The sequence below is a fragment of the Chitinivorax sp. B genome, assembly GCF_005503445.1.
Lineage (GTDB): Bacteria > Pseudomonadota > Gammaproteobacteria > Burkholderiales > SCOH01 > Chitinivorax.
In genome coordinates, this window is the sequence record NZ_SCOH01000004.1 from 18,042 (window position 1) to 38,189 (window position 20,148).

18 protein-coding genes and 1 pseudogene are annotated in these 20,148 nt (G+C 51.9%); 5 read left to right on the plus strand and 14 right to left on the minus strand.

Annotation, left to right across the window (positions count from 1 at the left end; translation table 11 throughout):
• Positions 1-25 precede the first annotated feature (25 nt).
• From FFS57_RS03740 to FFS57_RS03750, 3 genes are all read left to right on the plus strand, one after another.
• The gene (locus tag FFS57_RS03740) at positions 26-622 is read left to right on the plus strand and encodes a glutathione S-transferase family protein (protein WP_137936425.1); all 597 of its coding nucleotides are present in this window, start codon (positions 26-28) and stop codon (positions 620-622) included.
• Positions 623-636: 14 nt separating this feature from the next.
• On the plus strand, positions 637-1,209 hold the full coding sequence (locus FFS57_RS03745; protein ID WP_137936426.1) for a glycine zipper 2TM domain-containing protein: 573 nt from the start codon (positions 637-639) through the stop codon (positions 1,207-1,209).
• An 88-nt stretch (positions 1,210-1,297) separates the two neighbouring features.
• On the plus strand, positions 1,298-2,614 hold the full coding sequence (locus tag FFS57_RS03750) for a transglutaminase domain-containing protein (protein WP_137936427.1): 1,317 nt from the start codon (positions 1,298-1,300) through the stop codon (positions 2,612-2,614).
• Here the strand turns inward: FFS57_RS03750 and FFS57_RS03755 are convergent.
• The 14 genes and pseudogenes from FFS57_RS03755 to gshB all read right to left on the minus strand — a co-directional run bounded on the left by FFS57_RS03755 (position 2,596) and on the right by gshB (position 18,245).
• A complete protein-coding gene (locus FFS57_RS03755) occupies positions 2,596-3,660 on the minus strand; it encodes a glycosyltransferase family 9 protein (protein WP_171013588.1) in 1,065 nt (354 codons plus the stop codon). The genes FFS57_RS03750 and FFS57_RS03755 overlap by 19 nt on opposite strands.
• Positions 3,661-3,822: 162 nt before the next feature.
• Positions 3,823-5,076 carry an O-antigen ligase family protein gene (locus FFS57_RS03760; RefSeq protein WP_137936429.1) on the minus strand — a complete coding sequence of 418 codons (1,254 nt, stop codon included), beginning with the start codon at positions 5,074-5,076 and terminating at the stop codon, positions 3,823-3,825.
• Complete coding sequence (locus FFS57_RS03765) at positions 5,073-6,038, minus strand: glycosyltransferase family protein (protein ID WP_137936430.1); 966 nt, start codon at positions 6,036-6,038, stop codon at positions 5,073-5,075. Before FFS57_RS03765 ends, FFS57_RS03760 begins: the two co-directional genes overlap by 4 nt.
• 7 nt (positions 6,039-6,045) lie before the next feature.
• The gene (locus FFS57_RS03770; protein ID WP_171013590.1) at positions 6,046-7,158 is read right to left on the minus strand and encodes a glycosyltransferase; all 1,113 of its coding nucleotides are present in this window, start codon (positions 7,156-7,158) and stop codon (positions 6,046-6,048) included.
• Positions 7,151-8,194: a glycosyltransferase family 9 protein gene (locus tag FFS57_RS26075; protein ID WP_283204899.1), complete on the minus strand. Its 1,044-nt coding sequence runs from the start codon at positions 8,192-8,194 to the stop codon at positions 7,151-7,153. The genes FFS57_RS03770 and FFS57_RS26075 overlap by 8 nt, the downstream gene beginning before the upstream one ends.
• Positions 8,171-9,259: pseudogene (locus FFS57_RS25705) on the minus strand (glycosyltransferase family 4 protein); the annotation flags it as partial. The pseudogene FFS57_RS25705 and the gene FFS57_RS26075, both read right to left, overlap by 24 nt.
• An 87-nt stretch (positions 9,260-9,346) precedes the next feature.
• Positions 9,347-11,101: a lipid A export permease/ATP-binding protein MsbA gene (gene msbA, locus FFS57_RS03780; protein WP_137936433.1), complete on the minus strand. Its 1,755-nt coding sequence runs from the start codon at positions 11,099-11,101 to the stop codon at positions 9,347-9,349.
• A gap of 88 nt (positions 11,102-11,189) precedes the next feature.
• Complete coding sequence (locus tag FFS57_RS03785; RefSeq protein WP_137936434.1) at positions 11,190-12,335, minus strand: glycosyltransferase family 4 protein; 1,146 nt, start codon at positions 12,333-12,335, stop codon at positions 11,190-11,192.
• Between the two features lie 119 nt (positions 12,336-12,454).
• A complete protein-coding gene (rfaQ, locus tag FFS57_RS03790; protein ID WP_137936435.1) occupies positions 12,455-13,516 on the minus strand; it encodes a putative lipopolysaccharide heptosyltransferase III in 1,062 nt (353 codons plus the stop codon).
• Between the two features lie 20 nt (positions 13,517-13,536).
• A complete protein-coding gene (ptsP, locus tag FFS57_RS03795) occupies positions 13,537-15,267 on the minus strand; it encodes a phosphoenolpyruvate--protein phosphotransferase (protein ID WP_137936436.1) in 1,731 nt (576 codons plus the stop codon).
• A 102-nt stretch (positions 15,268-15,369) separates the two neighbouring features.
• Positions 15,370-15,639 (minus strand): HPr family phosphocarrier protein, encoded by a 270-nt coding sequence (locus tag FFS57_RS03800; RefSeq protein WP_137936437.1) that lies wholly within the window; start codon positions 15,637-15,639, stop codon positions 15,370-15,372.
• Entirely contained in the window at positions 15,626-16,033 is a 408-nt protein-coding gene (locus FFS57_RS03805; protein WP_137936438.1) for a PTS sugar transporter subunit IIA, read from the minus strand. The genes FFS57_RS03800 and FFS57_RS03805 overlap by 14 nt, the downstream gene beginning before the upstream one ends.
• 224 nt (positions 16,034-16,257) lie before the next feature.
• On the minus strand, positions 16,258-17,307 hold the full coding sequence (locus FFS57_RS03810; protein ID WP_137936439.1) for an FAD:protein FMN transferase: 1,050 nt from the start codon (positions 17,305-17,307) through the stop codon (positions 16,258-16,260).
• Positions 17,304-18,245: a glutathione synthase gene (gene gshB / locus FFS57_RS03815; protein WP_137936440.1), complete on the minus strand. Its 942-nt coding sequence runs from the start codon at positions 18,243-18,245 to the stop codon at positions 17,304-17,306. The genes FFS57_RS03810 and gshB overlap by 4 nt, the downstream gene beginning before the upstream one ends.
• Before the next feature lie 162 nt (positions 18,246-18,407).
• Between gshB and FFS57_RS03820 the strand changes: the two genes are divergently transcribed.
• Together FFS57_RS03820 and FFS57_RS03825 are read left to right on the plus strand one after the other, a co-directional pair.
• Positions 18,408-19,205, plus strand: coding sequence for a transporter substrate-binding domain-containing protein (locus FFS57_RS03820; RefSeq protein WP_137936441.1), 798 nt, complete (start codon positions 18,408-18,410; stop codon positions 19,203-19,205).
• Between the two features lie 159 nt (positions 19,206-19,364).
• Positions 19,365-20,099, plus strand: coding sequence for a glycoside hydrolase family 16 protein (locus FFS57_RS03825; protein ID WP_137936442.1), 735 nt, complete (start codon positions 19,365-19,367; stop codon positions 20,097-20,099).
• Positions 20,100-20,148 lie beyond the last annotated feature (49 nt).

A 20,148-nucleotide genomic window follows, 5' to 3' on the forward strand; every position in this document is an offset into this window, starting at 1 on the left:
TACCTCAACCATAAGGAGTACACGCATGTTGAAAGCTTTTGGGATGTCCCTTTCCGGTAACTGTTACAAGGTGAAACTGGCACTGACCCAGCTGGAACTACCTTTTGAATGGCACGAGGTCGACCTGCGTCACGGTGAGCACAAGCAACCAGCCTTTCTACGCATGAATCCTAATGGCCAGATTCCGGTACTGCAGATTGATGAACAGACCTTTCTGCCGGAATCCAATGCGATCCTGTATTACTTGGCCCATGGCACAGATTTGATGCCACAAGGCAAACTGGAACAAGCGCAAGTGATGCAATGGATGTTTTTTGAACAGTATTGCCACGAACCCAATATCGCAGTGGCACGGTTCATTGTGAAGCTCGCAGGCCGTCCAGCCAGCCGCGAGCAAGAACTACAAAAATGTATTGTGGGTGGTTACAAGGCGCTGGATGTAATGGAGCAGCATCTCGGTAAAAACGTGTTCTTTGTCAGCAATCGATACTCAATCGCAGACATTGCACTGTATGCCTATACTCATAAGGCGGAAGACGGCGGCATTTCTCTCGACAACTACCCTGCCATCCGCGCTTGGTTACAACGTGTAGCCAGCCAGGATCGCCATATTGCGATGTAATCGGAGATTGAATCATGAAGCCTGTTCTGCTGACCGCCTTGTGGATGCTTAGTCAAATTGCATTAGCCAATCCAACAAGCGAGTTCAATACCGCCAAACAGCGGATTGATAATGACTATAAAGCCGCCGTGAAGAGTTGCGGCGGCCAACCCAAAGCAGAGCAGGCTGCATGCAAGCGTGATGCCAAATCCACCATGCAAGCCAGCCTTGCCGACGCCCGCAAGCAGCGTGATGCCAATGCCAAATGTCGAGAGTGCGGAACCATTGCCGCAATTAATGAATATGAGGTCAAAGGTGAAGGCTCTGCCCTAGGGGCTGTAGCAGGTGGTGTTGCTGGTGCGCTACTGGGCAAACAGGTTGGCAAGGGTGATGGCAATAAGGTGGCAACGGTTGCCGGTGCAGCTGGTGGTGCTTACGCTGGTTATAAACTTGAAGAACATATGAAGACGCAAAAAGCTTATGAATATGAGGTGAAATTGACAAATGGAAAGACCCAGACCATTCGTCCGGACCCCGCGCATGAACAGCCAAAGTTCCAGATAGGTGATAAGGTCAAACTAAGTGGACAGGAGCTTCAGGCCAGGTAATCTCAACTAAATGTGCTGTGGGCCAAGTGACTGGGTATTGTAGCTTGGCATGACGTTAGCCTAATACCCACAGGCTGGTCGAATCTGTATGAATCCGGTACGCAATTATCTTAAGCTCGTGCCACTGGGTTGCTTTTTGTCCATGCTGACAACCCACGCCACATCGATTTATACCAACCGCGATTTCAGTGCCATTGATCTCCATGCGTTACGAGCCCCCGACTCAGCCAGCGATACACCGGAAACCCTGGTGCGCTATCTGATTGGCCCTGCCAAAGACGATGTTGACAAAGCCCGAAGTATCTTCCGCTGGCTCGCCAACAATATCGAATATGACACTGATGGTTTTTTCTCCGGTCACTATGGTGACTTGAAGCCTGCTTCGGTCCTGAAACGTCGGAAGGCAGTCTGCACAGGCTACACCGACCTGTTTGCAATATTGGCCAAACAGGCCGGACTGAATGTAGTTACGGTAAGAGGTTATGTGAAAGACGTCGCCCATAGCGATGGCGAACCATTTACCGACACGAATCACGACTGGATTGCCATTGAACTTAATGGGCACTGGCATCTGATTGAACCGACCTGGGGGGCCGGTGGTGTAGATGACACAGGGCGCTTCAAGAAGCAATTCTCACCACAATATTTTCTGGCACAGCCAGATGATCTGGCCGACACACATTTTGCCGAGGACTCACGCTGGCGAGCCACTACCCACTCGTCCCTGGGCGCATTTCTGCAGCGTATCCGTCCCTTCCCATCATATTATCAATATCAATTGAGCGACCCAAGCGAGATGAGTTATCGGGTTCACATCCCGTGCAGTGGCTGGCGCCTGACCTTACACGCCCCTGACGATGTCTACTTGACCAGCTCGCTGGAACAAGGCAATCGAAACTTTGAACAACAAACATTTATTCAACGTTTGTCTGGGCGACACCATATTTTAGTCAGTGCACCACAACCAGGCGAATATCTGTTACGCGTCTTCGCCAAACGCAAGAGCGAACCTGGTCATGTGTTTGCACAGGCCCTACGTTATCGATTGATATTCGAACAGGGGAGCAGTTTTCAATTTCCAGTGCATTTCGTCACACTACGCGAACATGCAGGGACATTACTGGCTCCCTTGCGCAGCACTCTAAAATTGGGATCAACTGTATTATTTGCCGTTGGCTTACCTGAAGCCAAAAGCGTCATGGTAAGCAATGGCAGCAATCCATGGACCGAACTTAAGCAAGAAGCATTTGGAGTATATGAAGGCCCAGTCGAAATCAAAGGTAGTACGGTCGTACTCGCCAAATTTGATGAACACTCCAATGACTATTTAAATCTTGTGAGCTACGCAGTAGTAAGCGACCCGAACCCCGTAGGCTTTATGACATGTCAGCCGGGGATGGAGTGATGAGACAGTCGGTCATATGCTGCCAATGCTTCATCCACCGAAATATCCGCCACCTGCTTCGACGCAGGCTGTACAAGCTCAAACGGCACACCCCATGGATGCCATACATGCGCATCTGATTGGCCGAAGAAGCACACCATGGGCTTACCCAATCCTGCAGCAACGTGCATTGCCCCGCCATCTGAACAGACCATGGTGTCCACAACCGATAGACTGGCGATCAGTTCCTGCAAATGTTGTGTCGGGCAGGGCAATATAGGTAATGACTGCAACGCAGCAATAATGCTCGCCGCTTTTCGATCGTCACCTGGGTGATGCGGATTGTGTTCATCCCCGGGAGACCAGAACAACATGAAGCCACAGCCGGTCTGCTGGTGCAAACGCCTTGCCAATGCCACAAAATGCTCAGTCGGCCACCGCTGGCTCGGCTTCCGCGCACTGATGTGCAGGCCTACCATTTTCGTTTCTGGCCGGTACCAGCTCGTAGACTTCAATAGCCGGACAACCTTTTCCACTTCAACAGGATCAGGTGCCAGTACCAACCCTGGTGGCGATCCTTCAATCTTTAAAGGCGCAACCAACGGTGCCATAACCTGCACACAATGCATCGGCACAGTCGGTACGGTTTGCGGCAAATCAATGCCATTCACAGGTTTGCCATCTGGCGTGAAACCAATGATATGACGTGGTAACAGACGTCGTGCCATCCCGGCCGCACGTCCAATATAACCATTACCCGCCAGAATGATGTAGTCATACCGGCAAATCAGCAACTCAATATATAGTCTGAAGCGACGCCACATGTTGGCCCATGCCGACTGCCCAGTTGTCAGGTGTTTGCCTTTGGTATAGGCATAAACGTGATCCAGATGCGGGTTATGGGAAAGTACAGCAACATTGTAGCTATTGACCAAGGCATCGATTCGCGCATTGGGATAATGTTGGCGCAAACTGGCAATCATCGGTGTCGTACACACCAGATCACCGATATTATCTCGACGAATGATCAGAATCTTGATCTGTTCAGGCAAAGCGGCGTGGGTCATGCAACGTGTTGTCTCATCAAAGCAAACGCAGACTGCGTCTGACAAAAGCATCAAATCAATATCGAAATGGAATGACCGAGTAACGCCATCACACAGAAAAACAGGCCTCCGCGACTTGCTCCGTCAACGATAAGCATCAAAACCGGGAGCGGATGAAGCACATTAGGTCAAGCTATTGGCGGTGCTGGTGGCCCGCTGTCGATAAAAGAGTGATACAGCCACTCCAGCCAACAGCCAAAATGCCCAACCGACATCACGGTGGAAGAAGTCATCTGTCTGTACTTTAAGTAAGGCACCACATAGTGACATCGCCAATACTACTCGCCAGCCAGTCATCTCCGGATCGGACTTGCGGAACAGACCGCTGAGCGCCACCACAATCAACGTGGCCCAAACCAGCATGCCCGGCAGCCCCAACTGAACATATTTGTTCAGGAACACATTATGGGCATGGGTATACAACTCTGTCCCAGGCTGATTGGATAGTTCTGGATACAGCCGCTTGAATGTGGTGATCCCATATCCTGCACCATGCCACCATGGTGTTTTCGGGTTTTCCAACGTATGCGTCCAAATCATCCAGCGCGGATCACGCTGTAAGGAACTTTGCACCATTTGTGGTGAGACCGATGCATTCGGCCCGATCTCTTGCGCTGTGCGTTGCCAAAGCTGAACATACATCAAGCTGATTACTACCGTCAGGGCGGCCACAAACATTGCAGCTACCGACCATCGCCGCCGCGTACTCAAATCGGGTAGTACCATCAGTGCTGCCAGCGTCAATTGCGATGCAATCACGATAAATGCCATACGATTACCGGTCACGACCAACGCAAATGTGCTGCCCATCAATAGCAAAATGGATAAATTCCGTTCCACACCTTTTCTGACCAATGACATCATCAGAAAAGGCATGGATATGATCAGGTAACTGGATAATTTACCGACACCAACTAGATAACCCCCTGTCATCTCTGGCATATCACCAGTTGCAAGATAGGCCCTGATCAAATAAAAACCCAGATCAGCCAACATAATACCCGCCATCAACATCATGGTCCGACGCAATAACGGCAACGCCTCTCGTTGGCCCAACCAATTGACACCAATCAGAAAACCAAGCAAACCATGTAATAACTCGGATTTGATATCGCCCAAACTCTCTGGTCGGTCAACAGCCCAAATCAATGACAGGAACGCTACCGTTAAATAAGCCAACCAGTATTTTTTCAATGGAAAACGAAGCCGCCAACGTAATCTGACAACCGCATAACCTGTCAACATCAACAACAGGGTGGCCAACACGTTTCGCAATGCTGTGGTATGCGCCAATGGCAGAATCAACGTCAATAGTGCCGCAATAGTCAATCCCATACCCTGCCACGGCTTATCACCGAACGGCCTGAGCCAACTCATGCAACCGCCAAACGACGATGCTGGCGCCACGCATCAACGGTATTGACCAGCTGTGTCGCACGATGAGCATAAGTATGTGCATCTTGCACACGCTGGTAAGCAGCTTTGGCAAGCTGCCTAGCCTCATCGAAATGCGTCAGATAGTACTGAATCTTGCTCACACAATCATCCATTGATTCGAATTCCACATAATCCGCACCTAAAGTAAAGCTATCACGGCTATGCGGTCTGCGATCGCTGAGCAAAAAACCACCGCAGGCTTGCACACCAAAACAGCGTTCAGGAAGTCCCCCTGGCTGATGGCCCGGATATTCACACGTCGCACCATATTGCAGATTGATTCGTGTCCGTTGAATCAGATCGATCTGCCCCATTAAGTCCAATCCCTTACCATCATTAAAGTAATGGGAAATGCCTAGCTTATCTAGGCGAGCAGCCAATTCATTGAAGAACTGAACTCGCAACCCTTGCCCCCGATGGTTGGCCGCGTCCAAACCACCAAAAAAGCTGACGTCATATTGATAGAAAGCAGGATCTGCCAACATTTCCCAAGTTCTTCCCGCCAAATTGTAGCGTGTGATATCCGTCGCATTGGGCATCAACAATTGCTGTTCGCCAAATCCCATCCCATCCGACAACGAATGACTCATATATATATCAAGCAACTTTAGCCGGGAAAGCAACCACAATCGCCATGCAGGGCGGCCTTTGTAACTTGGAGCATCGCGATTCCAAGCCAAAACAGGCACTCCCGCCGAATTCATTCGCTGCTTGAACGCCGCAATACGCCACGGCCGCTTCGGACATTCATAGAAATTGACCCAAGCCAATTCGGTACGTCGCAGTTGTGCTGACGTAGGGTGCCACACATCCTGAGCAATCTCGTAACCCGCCACCTCAAGCGCATCAATCAACGGATTGCGGCGTTGTTCATTGAACAGGATCAGATTACGCTTCTCCATTGCGTCCTTATGCTTGAGTACTGGCCGTAAAAACCTGTCGATAAACTTGCTCTATGCCAGCAACCATTTTGTCGGCATCGAAATCCTGTGCACGTTGTTGAGCGGCAGCAGCAAATTTCTGCATCCGCTCCGGCGCAGCCAGTAATTCGGCCAACGTCTCCGCCAGAGTCACAGCATCCCCCGCCGGCACTAAACAACCATCCTTGCCATTACGCAATACTTCCGCCATGCCCCCGACACGTGACGTCAGCACTGGTAACCCGGCCGCCATCCCTTCCAGCAAAGCGAGACCCAGGCCTTCCCACAAAGAAGGCATCACATAGAGGTCACCGGCCCGCAAAATGTCTCCCACATCCGTTCGCGTACCAAGAAAATGTACTTGCTGAGTCAAACCCATAATTCGCACTTGGTCTTCCAGACGTGACCGCCAACTCCCATCTCCAGCAAAAACAGCATGAACCGTCGGATCGGCCAATTCAGCCAGCGCCGTCAATAACACCGTGTGCCCTTTCTGCTCCACCAATCGACCAATCGTGACTAATACCTTTGCATCGACAGGCAAGCCAAGCCTTGACCGCGCTACATCACGCGTCAGTTGAGACTGACTACGCTTCAAATCAATCCCATTCATAATGGTCACCACACGCTGCGGACTGATGCGGTCATACCGAATGACATCCTCGCGAATCGCTTCGGATACCGTAATTATCCTGGCAGTACGCTTGCCCAAGTACCAATTGAGCATTTGCCGATGCCATTTTCGCTTGGCATAAGTATTGTGAATGGTGATTACCACCGGGATGCCCGTTCTATTGGCAGCAAAGCGCGCATAGAGGCTGGGGTGGTAAAGATGGCTATGCACCAGATCAATCCGGTGTTGTTGTATGACCTTGACCAAGGCGTCGACAATCGTGCCATCCCATCCACCACGTTGTAGCTTGTGTAATTCGATGACTGGGATACCCAGGGCCTCGACTTCTCCCCCTAATGCGCCTTTTTCCTGCAAGCAACATACGACGGATTGATACTCTTTACCAAGCCTTTGCAGAGTGGAAAGCAACACGTTCTCGGCCCCGCCCACTGGCAAGGTTGCGATCACATGCAGCACGCGTTTAGGCAAACTTGGCCTCCAGCAGTGCGCTGACATGTGGCATCACCGTATCCACGCTGATTTCCGCCATACTATGCTGCGCCGAGCATTCCACATCGGATGCTGGGTGTTCGATAACTACCAGCTTTGAATGTTCCCGAGGCGCCAGCCAACGCCCACGGTGCATGCAGTGATAAAGACTGATCATCGGGATACCCAAGGCACCCGCCAAATGGGTTGGACCCGTATCGACACCAATGTACAGATCCAGCAGGCTCATTACAGCCCCGCTTTCACGCAAACTGAGTTGCCCAGCCAATACGGTAACGCGATCTCTCAGCGCAGACCGCACTTGCGCCACCTTGTCGGCCGGCAATTCCCCACCCAGCAACACAAAATGGGCATTAGGGAACTGACCAAGTGTACGTTGGGCCGTTTCTACAAAATGGCTGATTGGCCAGTTTCGGTAAGGTTTGGTTGGAAAGCTTTCCACCACCATTCCCACCAATGGGTCCCGGTCATTGACACCCGCAGCCAACAATCTACCTTGTGCTACGCTGCGCTCCGCATCACTGACCTGATAAGACAGGTAACGACCGTCAGGCTCAACACCAATAATCTTGGCCAACGGCAGTTGTACATCAACAGCAGGTACTGAATCCAGCTCTGGGCGCCGAATGGCCCGATACAGCCGTCGATTGAGCTGCTCATCGGCTTGATGAAATGCCACAACGCGATCACTGACCCTAAGCGCATAACGTACAAGCGCTTCGTCGAAACCATGCACTATGGCCAAATCCCAACGTTTCCCCGGCAACCACCCTTGCCAAATCGCCGTTTTCTTGGTGATTGAGCCTACCTCACGCACAAATGGTAAGTGCTCCAACACTTCTACCCGCTTGGGATGACCAAGGCAGGTTAATTCGGCGTTCGGATAGCGGGTTGCCAGTGCACGAATCACCGGTGTTGCCAGCAAGGTATCACCGATACGGGTCACGTTGATGTGCAAAATGCGACGCGGTGGTAACAGTTGCTCACCCTTCGCTTGGCGAAAGACCCGCTCCATCTTTTCAACCATGATATCCAGGCTGAAACGACTCACCGCACGTTCACGACCCGCCTCGCCCATCCGTTCAGCCAATTCACGATCACCCAACAGACGGCGTATGGCAGCAGCCAGTGGATCAACTTGTTCAGGCTGAACGATCAGGCCAGTTTCACCATCTGACACGATTTCAGCAATTGAACCGACGGGAGTAGAAACCACTGGCAAGCCAACCAGCATCGCTTGCATGATGGATTGCGGCACACCTTCATTGGCGTAGCTAGGCAACACGAAGATATCCATGGCCTGTAGCCACGGCACCACGTTGTCCTGATTCCCCGCAAATTTCACTCGGTCTGTCAGGCCCAGCTCCTTGACCATTTCCCCCAGTTGTTCACGGCGTGGTCCATCGCCCACAATCAACAATTGCACATCGGATGGTAAGGTTTTGAGTGCCTGCAATAAGTAGTTGTGTCCCTTCCAGCTACGTAGTGTCGCCAGAATGCCCAATGTCGGCACATCCAACGACAATCCCAGCCGTTGTCGGGCTTGGTACTTGTCACCTGGGACAAAGCGCTGGGTATCAATCCCAGTCGGAATACTCTGAATGCGCTGGCCGGCATAGCCATTCTCCTGCATCAAGGTTTCCCGAAGCTTTTCACCTGTCGTCACAATAAAGCAGGTTGCGTCCTGATACAGCCAACGTGTCGAGGCCTTATTATTGATCGGTGCTGAAATATGGCGTGTTCGGACAATCGGTGCCGCATTACGTAACATTTTGCAAGCCAGCGCTGCCAACCATGAGTCGGTCGAACTATGTGTGTTGATAACATCAACGGGATTTTGTTTAAGCCAGTTACGCAATGCCAACAAACCTGGCAGACGCTTTCTACCGATTGGCAATGCATAAACCTCCAACCCACGTGCCTTACCTTCACGATAAATGTTGGCTTCTGGCGGGCAAACCAGAATAGTTCGGTGGCCACGTGCATTCATGCCGGCCATTTCGGTGAGAATACGAATTTCCTGCCCACCCCAGCCACAAGAAGCTTCGGTGTGCAAAATCGTCAAAGGTTTGTCCATCAATGTCTTTCTTTGATTATGTCAGTGGCGGCTACTTGCTTCACAGTGTGGTGCAATTGACCTATCGGTAGTCCATCTCGAACGGCAGACTCAAGGCTCACGAAACTGCATTTGGTATAGCAGCGCATAATGCCCTCCGAACTTCAGGAGCTCCGCATGGGTTCCCACTTCAATGATCTGTCCCTGATTCATCACCACGATACGATCCGCCTTTTCAACCGTCGACAGACGGTGTGCGATGACGATCGTGGTGCGATTTTGCATCAAACGCTCAAGCGCAGCTTGGACTTGACGCTCAGATTGCGTATCCAACGCTGAGGTCGCCTCATCCAGAATCAGAATTGGCGCATCCTTGAGCAGAGCACGGGCAATGGCCAAACGCTGACGTTGCCCACCAGATAAACGAGTACCCTTCTCACCGATCACCGTATCAAAGCCATTCGGCATCTGTTCTATGAAATCACGGGCGTATGCCATCTCGGCGGCCTTCAGGATCTTTTCTCGTGACACGTCTTCGCGGCCATAAGCAATATTGGCGGCCACAGTATCGTTGAACAGCACCACATCCTGTGATACCAGCGAGATATTGCTGCGCAAGCTCTTCAAGTCAATGTCGGCCATAGGCTGACTGTCCAACCAGATTTCACCTTCGGTAGCGTGATAAAACTTGGGTAACAAATTAACCAGCGTTGTCTTACCACTGCCTGACCCACCCACCACCGCCACAGTTTGACCAGGGCGGATGGTCAACGTGATGTTCGACAGTGCCGGGCGATCGCCTTCACGATAGGTAAAGCCGACATTTCTGAATTCGATCTGCCCCTTGGCACGCTGGATCACATGCTGACCCTGATCTGTTTCCGGTTCCGCATCAATCAACTCGAACACCGATTCGGCAGCAGCCAGACCGCGTTGCAATGCATCAGCAACGCCGGTGATTCGTTTGAGTGGTGCAAACAGCGCAGCCATCGCCCCCATGAAAGCGACGAAGCTACCTGCCGTAAAGCTCCCCCCCGCTGCGCGAGTGCTGGCAAAATAAATGATCACCGCCAGTGCCACTGCGATCATGAACTGGGTTATCCCCGTATTCGCAGACGATGCTGCGGTCTGCTTCACGCCAAAGCGACGCAATTTGTCTGCCAGCACCATGAAACGCGAACGCTCATATTGCTGTCCGCCAAAGATTTTGACGATGCGCTGGCCTTCGATGGCTTCTTGCAACACCTGTGTTACTTCACCCGTCACCTGTTGCTGGCCATGAGACAATCCCCGCAAACGCTTTGCAGTAATGCGAATGCTGATGGCCACCACAGGGATGATCAAGAAACAAACCAAGGTCAGCTGCCAGTCCGTAAACAACATCAGACCCAGCAGGCCAATGATCAAACTGCCATCACGAATGGTGACGGTCATGACATTGAAACCTGCCTGCGTCACATTGTTGACATCATTGGTGATACGCGTCATCAAGCGGCCTGAGCCTTGGTCGTCGAAATAGCGAACTGGCAAGTTCAACAGCCGATCGAACATTTCATAACGCAAGTCAGTTACGATTCGGGTGGAAAGCCAACTGGAACAATAGTCGTTGAGAAACGTGGCAACAGCACGCAACAGGTACAAACCGATGATGGTGGCCGGCAGCATATACAAATCGGTATTGCGTTTGGCGTGAACGAAATTTTCGTCCACCAGGGGTTTCATTAGAGACGTGAATGCCGCTTCAGTACCTGAAGCCACCAGCATGGCCACCAGTGAGATGGTAAAAATCTTCCAGTAAGGCTTTGCATAACCTAGCAGGCGGAAGTACAGTTCACGGCTGTTTTGTTTGGATATGGGATCGGACATGCCGTACCAACGGTCTGAATAATCGGCGGATTATACCGGAAGCAACTGGCACGGCCTATGTTTGCAGCCAGCGCTGATCCGGCTTGATTCAGCATGATGTATTGTGGAGAAGCTCCCGATACAGGGCGGTCATCTCGGCAGCCATTTTCTCTGGGGTCATGGTTTCGACAAGCTGGCGGGCTGAAGCCCCCATCTGGGCCGCCAACACTGGATTGGTCAATTGCCGAAGGGCATCCGCAAGACCTTCGATATCCAATGCATCACGCACAAATCCTTGCTTACCCTCCTCAATCAACTCTGCCGCACCACATTTACGGCTGGTGACAACAGGCAGACCACAGGCCATGGCCTCCAGTACCACATTCGGGAAAGGATCGTACAGGGTTGGCAACAGCAACGCGTCGGCCGCTGCATAATAAGGTTTGACATCGCGCTGGGCACCAACAAAATGACAGTGATCGGCAATTTGTAACTGTTGCGCCAATGCCTGATAACACTTGGTATTTTTGTCGTGACCAACAATGACCAGTTGGGCATTGTCTTTTAGTGCCGCAAGTGCCTTTAGTGCAGGTGCAACCCCTTTGCGCTCAAAACCTGAACCGACATAGACAAATAATGGCGTACCCTCATCCACGCCAAGCTGTTGACGTACCACAGCACGATGCTGTCTGCGTAGACCCGGATTGAATTGCCGACAATCAATCCCGCTGTAGATGACCCGCAGCTTTTGTGGCGACAGATTGAAATCTCGCCGGATTTCATCCGCAACCATTTGCGAATTGCAAATCACAGCCTTGAGTCGTGGACTGGTAAACATCGCCGTTTCGGCGTGCAGTACATAATGATGATAGGGATTCAACCAGAGGCTCAACCGCCCCAATGGCGACAGTACCTGCCGCCGCTGGCGTAACCATTCGCGATGCACACCATCACCTGCCCGGTAGACATCACATGCGATCAACCGCTCATGTGATTGCACCAGGTCAAAGCCTTGTCCGTGTTGCGCCTTTGCCACAGCACGTGCAAATCCCCAATCTCGCCAGACATTACCCACATAGAAAGGATTGACACGAATCGCTGTCATGCCTTCCAATTTTTCCCACTTTCGTGTCAACAATGTCACTTTGGCACCGCTCACCGACAAGGCCGCAATAGCACGTGACACAAAACGTTCCGCACCACCAGCTGCATTGTATTTCTGACGGATCAAAGCAATGTGAGGGACAGTATTCATGTAGGCAAAATCAGGAATCAACTGAGAATCAACAAGATGCGTGGCAATATATTTGCGATTTCATCGCAAACAGGGCGTGAGCATATCACTTTTCTCTGATGTGCCCCAACATGGTGCCTTTAACGATCGGTCAGCCATTGCTGAGCGACCTTGGCTACCCGTTCCACTGGAATGGCCTCCAAACATTCACTCCGCTTACCACCGCCACAGCCATCCTTACCACATGGCCGACAGGGATGATCAGATGTCAGCACCTGTGCCGCCACTTGCCATGGCGCCCACTCGATATCGCCACTAGGCCCGAACAACGCCACTGTCGGGGTCTGCATCGCCGCAGCAATATGCATTGGCACTGAGTCCATTCCAATAAACAGGCGGGCCTGGGCAGTCAATGCTGCCAATTCCTTGAGATTGAGCTGTCCTACCAGATTCAGGACTGGCCGTTTCAACCGGCTTTCAATGTCAGCGACAAGCGCACGTTCTTTATCATCCGGCGCACCTGTCAACACAATGGTTTGCCCGGCAGCGGTCAACTGATCAATCAGCTCAGCCATGTGCTCGGCAGGCCAGCACTTGAACCACCACCGCGAAGCCGGATGAATCTGCACAAATGATTTTGGCGTCAGCCCTTGTTGTCTTAACCATCCACCCACTTTGTCCTCGGCCGCCAGTCCTGGTACCAATACCAAACGACGCTCATCCAGATCAGGATACAAACCGATACGACGCAATGCATCCAGATGAATCTCGACGGTATGGCGACGGTTTCCACCAATAATGGGGTAAAGATGGGTGAAACTCTGCTTCCAGAATGTCGGTTTGTTGGCTTGCCCTGCCACTGCCCAACGCACACCCAGCAAGCGTGCCAACCAGGCACCGCGACTGCTGTCGGTAAGATGAATCAGCAAATCATAATGTCGACTACGTAGCGCTTGAAATAGCTTCCACTCAGCAACAACACCAGCGCCTTTCCGTAACGTGACATACAACTGACTGAGTGCCGGATGATCAGCCAACATCGGGGCTGTATCGCTGTAAACCAATGCATCGATTTCAAGATGCGGATAATGTGCCTTGAGCACTGATAAAACAGGAGAAGTCAACAGTACATCACCGTGATGGCGTAACTTGACCACCAGTACACGGCGCACCTGTTCGAAAGGAATTGCGTCAGGAACCATTTGGGGAAATACGATCTGCCTTACATGGCATTAAGCTGGTCGAGCAGATAACGCATCTTGTCAGAATCTTCTGCCTTCAACATGCGATTGATGTGCTGCTGAATTTCAATCAGATCAGTGTTCAACACTTTTTGCTTCACATCCAGCAGATGTGCCGGATGCATCGAGAATTTGCGCAGTCCCAGGCCCAACAACAAGCGTGTCAGGTGATGATCGCCCGCCATTTCACCACAAACCGACACCGGCACACCCACCCGATCCGCCGCCTTGATGGTTTGATGGATCAAATGCAACACAGCCGGGTGGACCGGTTCATACAAATGCGCGACGGCATCGTCACCCCGATCAATGGCCAAAGTATATTGGATCAGGTCATTCGTACCGATCGAGATGAAATCCACGTACTTCAGGAAACTGGAAATCATCACAACGGCGGCAGGCGTCTCCACCATCGCACCAACACGAATGTTCCTGTTGAATGGAATACCTTCGTCAGTCAGGCTTTGTTTGGCCAATTCGATGTGCATCAGCGTCTGCGACAACTCGGTGATCGAGATCAGCATGGGCACCAGCAATTGCAGGTTACCATAGTGTGATGCCCGCAGCAGTGCACGCAGTTGAGTACGGAACATCTGTGGTTCGGCCAAACATAAGCGAATGCCGCACAAGCCCAGCGCCGGATTGATGCTTGCATCGTCCTTTTGCCATTTGGGTATCTTGTCAGCCCCTAAGTCGAGTGTACGAATTGTGGTGGGTAATGTACCCATTTCTTCCGCCACTGCCCGATAGGCTTCAAACTGCTCGTCCTCGCAAGGCATTTCATCGCGGCCCAGAAACAGGAACTCCGAACGGAACAGACCCACGCCAGTTGCACCATTGGCACGTACCTGATCAAGATCGGAAGGCAACTCGATGTTGGACAGCAACTCGACCGCCACCCCATCCTTGGTTGTCGGTACCTTACCCTTCAGGCCTTTCAGTCGTTTACGTTCTTGTATCCAAGATGTTTGCCGTTTCTTGTATTCGGCAAGGATCTTGTCATCAGGATCGACGATGACTACGCCTTGAATACCATCGACGATCAGCAGCTCACCTTCCTGAATCAGCTCATGGGCATGGTGCAACGCCAACACGGCCGGCATATCAAGACTACGCGCCACAATCGCAGTATGTGAAGTAGCGCCGCCAACGTCCGTGACAAAAGCAGCAAACTGGTGATCCTTGAACAACACCATGTCTGCCGGACTCAGCTCATGCGCGACCAGGATGCTATTCTTGGCGACAGGTACCAGCAGGCCATTGGAACCGGGCTGGCCAGCCAGTGCCTTGAAGATTCGCTCGGTAACCTGCATCACATCAGCACGACGCTCACGGAGATATTCTTCTTCAATCTCGTCAAACTGGGCAAGCAACATGTCCAATTGCTGCTTCAATGCCCATTCGGCATTACAGCGCTGCTCTTCGATCAACACACGCGGCTCACGTGACAATGTGTTGTCGTTAAGGATCATGATATGCAGGGACAAAAAGGAACCCAACTCAGCTGGCGCATTCTCCGGGATGCTGCCCCATAGCATCTCGAGTTCCTTACGGGTAGCACGAATGGCCTTGTCAAAACGGACTTGCTCGGCTGGCACCTGGTCAGCGGGAATTTCATAGTGAGCAACATCGATTTCTTCATGCGACATCAAATGCGCATGTCCAATCGCAATTCCTCCTACAACGCCGATGCCGTGCAGCGAGATCCCCATTCAGCCATTCGCTCCCATATCTGAATTATGCGTTACCCATCAGTTTAGGCGTTGCCAGCGCAAGTTTCACGGAAGCGAAACCCGCTTGCAGCCCAGAGGTGATTACTCACCCTCACCGAATTTATCATTGATCAAGGCCTCCAATGCTGCCAACGCATCTGCCTCGTCAGCCCCCTCCACCTCCAGCTGTATCACGCTACCGCGCCCTGCAGCCAACATCATCACGCCCATGATACTTTTGGCGTTGACCCGGCGGCCATTACGCGAGATGAACACATCGCTTTTGAATCGGGCTGCTGTTTGCGTCAGCTTGCTAGATGCGCGCGCATGCAAACCCAGCTTGTTGATGATTTCAATATCACGTTGCAGCATTGCATTCCCCTGGCAAGACGTATCGCACCCCTTCCAGACCACCCGTGATGGCCTTGCTGACGGTGATATCCAATGTCGCATTGCGATAAGTGATGGCCCGCACCAACATTGGAAGGCTGACACCAGCAATGGCTTCGATGCGGCCGGCTTCAATCAGCCGACAAGCAATATTGCTGGGCGTACCGCCGAAAATATCGGACATGATCAGGACCCCATCGCCCTCATCTAGTTCCCGCAGCATATTGCGCGCGCGCGCCAGTGCATCCGCCGGGTCATCCTGCTTGCTGATGGCCATAGCAGCCACGCCAGGCAAATCAGGCCCAAGAATGTGTTTGACGCACGAGATTAGGCTGCTGCCCAACTCGTCATGTGTTATCAGTAACAAACCAACCATTAGTTAATCCAGATCACAGCGTATTGAAATCCGCCTAGGCCAAACTGACGGTTCAACATGAAAACCATGTCTTTACAATTGGAAGACATGGCAGTTTCGCAGTCTTGGTCGACTGGCTCCACCCTGTATTCAGCCTTGGCGGGCGTGCTGCGCCAAGCTTAAGCGGCACCGCACAATTGACTGATTCTACGCGTTTGTGCACAACAGCAGAAGAGGTGCTCGTTTTATGGCAACTTGGCCACTTCAGGTTGTTCATCAGCCCATTTCAATCGTTTCAGCATGCTATCACTTGCATACACCTTACCCTTGGCGTCGATCATCAACACATCCGCTACCTGAAACTGGGTGATGAAATCACGTGCGCTGGCTGGCCCACCAATAAACAGTGGTTTGGTGACAATATCGGAGAGCAGGCCTGCCTGCGATCCGGCTTGTACCAGAACCGTGGCAGCCTGCATACCTTGAGCTGGATATCCGGTTCGTGGATCGATCAAATGGTGGTAGCGTTTGCCAAACAGTTCGAAATAACGTTGATAATCCCCCGACGTACCGATCGCTTCGCCATCCCGCAACTCAACTGTCGCAATGGGGCCATTCTGGCTCGGATGTTGAATCCCCACGACCCAGGCATCATCCCCTTTCTTACCAATCGCAATGACATTACCGCCAAGGTTCAGTAAAGCACTCTTGATGCCCATCTTTCGTAACATGGCCACCTCGCGATCAAGCGCCCAACCTTTGGCAATGCCACCCAGATCCAGTTGATTCGCACTGTTATGACTGGCGACTGATTGGTCGCCAATGGCCAGTGACTGCAAGCTGGGCTTGGTCGCGAGCAGGCGCTTGATCTCGGCGTCATCAGGTAATTTGGATTCGAACGTATCGGCATGAAAACCCCAGGCCTTGATCAAACCACCCATGGCCGGATTGAACAAACCATTCGACCAAGCCTCGAAACGACGAGCATCGCGCAATAGTTGCAACAAATCTGCCTCAGCCGGTTGGGGCTGCGCGCCACGGGCAAAAGCTTCGTTCAGTTGGGTAATCTCGGAAGGCTGCCATGCATGAAAACGCCGATGCAGTTTGTCCAAATCCGCCAATACGGCCGCAGCAGCTTGCTTTGCCTTGACTTCATCCTCATCCAGAATGGCAATTTCGACGCGGGTACCCAATACGAAACTTTCCTGCTTATATGGCTCTTTCGAACATGCTGCCAACAGCACCAGCGCCAATCCAGCCAGACAACGGCTGATAGTTGTCGCCCAGGAACTCATGCCACCGCCCTTTCCAAACCATCGATAAACATACTTGCCACATCAAAGCCCATTTGTTGTGTGATTTCCTGGAAGCAGGTAGGGCTGGTGACATTGACTTCAGTCAGGCAGTCACCAATTACATCCAGCCCTACCAGCAACAGGCCTTCTGTCTTCAAATGCGGCCCTAGTGCGCGGGCGATTTCCCAGTCCTTGTCAGACAGAGGTTGCGCCACACCACGACCACCAGCGGCCAGATTGCCGCGGGTCTCACCTTGTTTGGGGATGCGTGCCAAGCAATATGGGACTGCTTCACCATCAATCAACAGAATCCGCTTGTCACCACGAACAATTTCAGGGATGAAACGTTGCACCATCACGGTCCGCGTCCCTTGCTGCAGTTGGGTCTCCAAGATGCTGCCCAGATTCGGGTCCGACTGTGTCAGACGAAAGATGCCCATGCCCCCCATACCATCCAGTGGCTTGAGAATGATGTCACCATGCAGCGCAAGAAATGCCCGGATCTGATCTGGTTCACGCGTCACCAAGGTTGGTGTAATGAATTCAGGGAAACGGAGAATGGCCAGCTTCTCGTTGTAGTCGCGCAACGCACGCGGATTATTGAACACCCGGGCACCTTGCAACTGCGCCAGCTCCAGCAGGTGGGTGGTATAGAGGTACTCCGTATCAAATGGAGGGTCTTTACGCATCAGCACCGCATCAAAATCACTTAGCGGCCGCTCCAGAGTGGGCGCCAGACGATACCAATGCGTTTCGTCCCCAGTTAGATGCAGCTGACGGATCGTAGCCTGCACCTTGCCATCACATACAAACAATTCATGCTGCAACAGCACATGAATCTCATGACCACGGTCGGCTGCCTCTTTCATCATGGCAAAAGTCGAATCTTTGTAGATTTTCAGGCTGTCGAGTGGATCAAGCAGAATTGCAATCTTCATTATGGGCTTTCATGTCGATAAGCGACTAGCGGTAACGTACCTGCCTGCCACGCCAGTGATAACAGCAAACCACAGCGCCCGGCAGGCCATGCAGGTTTTTCGTATAGTGAGATTATTCATGGGTTCCACCGGCTCGCCAACCATTACGACAAAAACCATACGATGCTGACCTTCATTCCACCACCACCCGAGCATGAATCCGACCCGCGCACACAATACCCTGCGGTATTACTGAAAGCGGCATTGACTGCAGCCAGCATACCGTTCGATTATCGCCCGTCACCAGTACGCATGCCGCAAGGGCGAGCTTTGAACGAGCTGGAGCAAGGCGGAATGGTCAATATTGTCTGGTCAGCCACTTCGGTGGAACGTGAACAGCGCTTGCGGGCAGTACGCATCCCCATCTACCAAGGCCTGATTGGTTGGCGGGTTTGTCTTTTGCATTATGAACGGCAAGATATCCTGGCCAATGTGCAGGACGTTTCCAACCTGCGTAGATTGATTTTTGGCCAAGGTCATGACTGGCCGGATACAGGTATTCTGCGTGCCAACAATTTGACCGTGCAGGATCTACAACGTTATGAAAGCCTGTTCGAATGGTTGCGTGACAATCTGATCGACGTATTTCCGAGATCGGTGATCGAAGTACTGCCCGAGTTAGCCCGCCACCGTAACAAGGGAATCGAGCTGGATCGGCACATCGTGCTGCATTACCCATCTGCGTTTTACTATTTTTTCCACCTCGACGATACCGAACGCGCCCAAGCCGTTGAACGAGGATTGAACAAATTGATCGAAACTGGCGAGTATCGGCAATTGCTGAAGGACCATTTCAAACCCAACATTGATGAGCTGGCCGTTGGTCACCGTCGCATCATTGAACTCAAGAATCCGCTGCTCCCACCTGACACACCACTTACCAACCCCAATTATTGGTTTACGCCGGCCAGCATGACCTGAACAGTATGCAATCCAGCTCGTCACCTACTTGAGCGACAAGGTGATTCAATCACATTGCGTTCATCCAATATGTCTTGAACCAGATAATAAGTAATCAGGCGTACACAAATCATCAGGCTTCATCAGCACAATGCACCTGTCATGACAAGGAGGCCCCTGATGAAAACACGCTATTTGACAGGCTTGGTACTGGTTACTAGCTTAACCATCGCTATGGGTCATGCCAAAACGATCAATTTCTCCGGTTATACATGGGAGGTACGCAATGCCGCCACAGGCGGCCCCGGCCCCAATCGCTGGGATGAAAACAATGTCTGGGTAGATTCGCAGGGCCACCTGCATCTGAAAATATCTTATCGAAACGGCCAATGGCGTGCCGCCGAACTATTCCTACCACAACGTCTTGGGTTTGGTACCTATCAGTTCAAGCTGATCGGACGACCAGATCTGTTTGACGATAACGTGGTCCTGGGTCTGTTCAATTACACCCGGCCAGATGTAGGACCTGATGCCACCAACGAGATCGACATCGAATTTGCGCGCTGGGGCAGTGCAGCCAATCCGATGGGCAACTATACCGTCTATCCCGCTGTTGCCGGCTTGCGGCATTCCTCACGTACCTTCGATGTCCGCCTGAATGGCGATTACAGCACACATCGTTTCAATTGGACGTCACGTCAGGTGGCTTACCAGTCGTTACACGGCCACCAAGATGGAAACCTATATGAGATGAGCCGATGGTTATTCAACCCAATTGATTACAAGCGACTGGTACCACAAAAACCACTACCTGTTCACATGAACCTTTGGCTATTCCAAGGCAAACCGCCCAAGAATAGCAAGGAGGTTGAAATCATCGTGTCCGAGTTCAAATTCACTCCCACACCTCGTTGATCGGTAACCGGCCCAATCGGGCCGGCTCATCCGTTCAACCGATCAATTG

What these genes read in the sequence shown, in the direction of transcription:
- FFS57_RS03765 (WP_137936430.1), bottom strand. Translation starts at nt 6,038, where the DNA reads ATGGAGAAGCGTAATCTGATCCTGTTCAATGAACAACGCCGCAATCCG.
- FFS57_RS03800 (WP_137936437.1), bottom strand. Translation starts at nt 15,639, where the DNA reads ATGCTGCAACGTGATATTGAAATCATCAACAAGCTGGGTTTGCATGCG.
- FFS57_RS03750 (WP_137936427.1), top strand. Translation starts at nt 1,298, where the DNA reads ATGAATCCGGTACGCAATTATCTTAAGCTCGTGCCACTGGGTTGCTTT.
- ptsP (WP_137936436.1), bottom strand. Translation starts at nt 15,267, where the DNA reads ATGGGGATCTCGCTGCACGGCATCGGCGTTGTAGGAGGAATTGCGATT.
- FFS57_RS03745 (WP_137936426.1), top strand. Translation starts at nt 637, where the DNA reads ATGAAGCCTGTTCTGCTGACCGCCTTGTGGATGCTTAGTCAAATTGCA.
- FFS57_RS03755 (WP_171013588.1), bottom strand. Translation starts at nt 3,660, where the DNA reads ATGACCCACGCCGCTTTGCCTGAACAGATCAAGATTCTGATCATTCGT.
- FFS57_RS03805 (WP_137936438.1), bottom strand. Translation starts at nt 16,033, where the DNA reads ATGGTTGGTTTGTTACTGATAACACATGACGAGTTGGGCAGCAGCCTA.
- msbA (WP_137936433.1), bottom strand. Translation starts at nt 11,101, where the DNA reads ATGTCCGATCCCATATCCAAACAAAACAGCCGTGAACTGTACTTCCGC.
- FFS57_RS26075 (WP_283204899.1), bottom strand. Translation starts at nt 8,194, where the DNA reads ATGGAGCGGGTCTTTCGCCAAGCGAAGGGTGAGCAACTGTTACCACCG.
- gshB (WP_137936440.1), bottom strand. Translation starts at nt 18,245, where the DNA reads ATGAAGATTGCAATTCTGCTTGATCCACTCGACAGCCTGAAAATCTAC.
- FFS57_RS03760 (WP_137936429.1), bottom strand. Translation starts at nt 5,076, where the DNA reads ATGAGTTGGCTCAGGCCGTTCGGTGATAAGCCGTGGCAGGGTATGGGA.
- rfaQ (WP_137936435.1), bottom strand. Translation starts at nt 13,516, where the DNA reads ATGGTTCCTGACGCAATTCCTTTCGAACAGGTGCGCCGTGTACTGGTG.
- FFS57_RS03820 (WP_137936441.1), top strand. Translation starts at nt 18,408, where the DNA reads ATGCTGACCTTCATTCCACCACCACCCGAGCATGAATCCGACCCGCGC.
- FFS57_RS03740 (WP_137936425.1), top strand. Translation starts at nt 26, where the DNA reads ATGTTGAAAGCTTTTGGGATGTCCCTTTCCGGTAACTGTTACAAGGTG.
- FFS57_RS03785 (WP_137936434.1), bottom strand. Translation starts at nt 12,335, where the DNA reads ATGAATACTGTCCCTCACATTGCTTTGATCCGTCAGAAATACAATGCA.
- FFS57_RS03810 (WP_137936439.1), bottom strand. Translation starts at nt 17,307, where the DNA reads ATGAGTTCCTGGGCGACAACTATCAGCCGTTGTCTGGCTGGATTGGCG.
- FFS57_RS03825 (WP_137936442.1), top strand. Translation starts at nt 19,365, where the DNA reads ATGAAAACACGCTATTTGACAGGCTTGGTACTGGTTACTAGCTTAACC.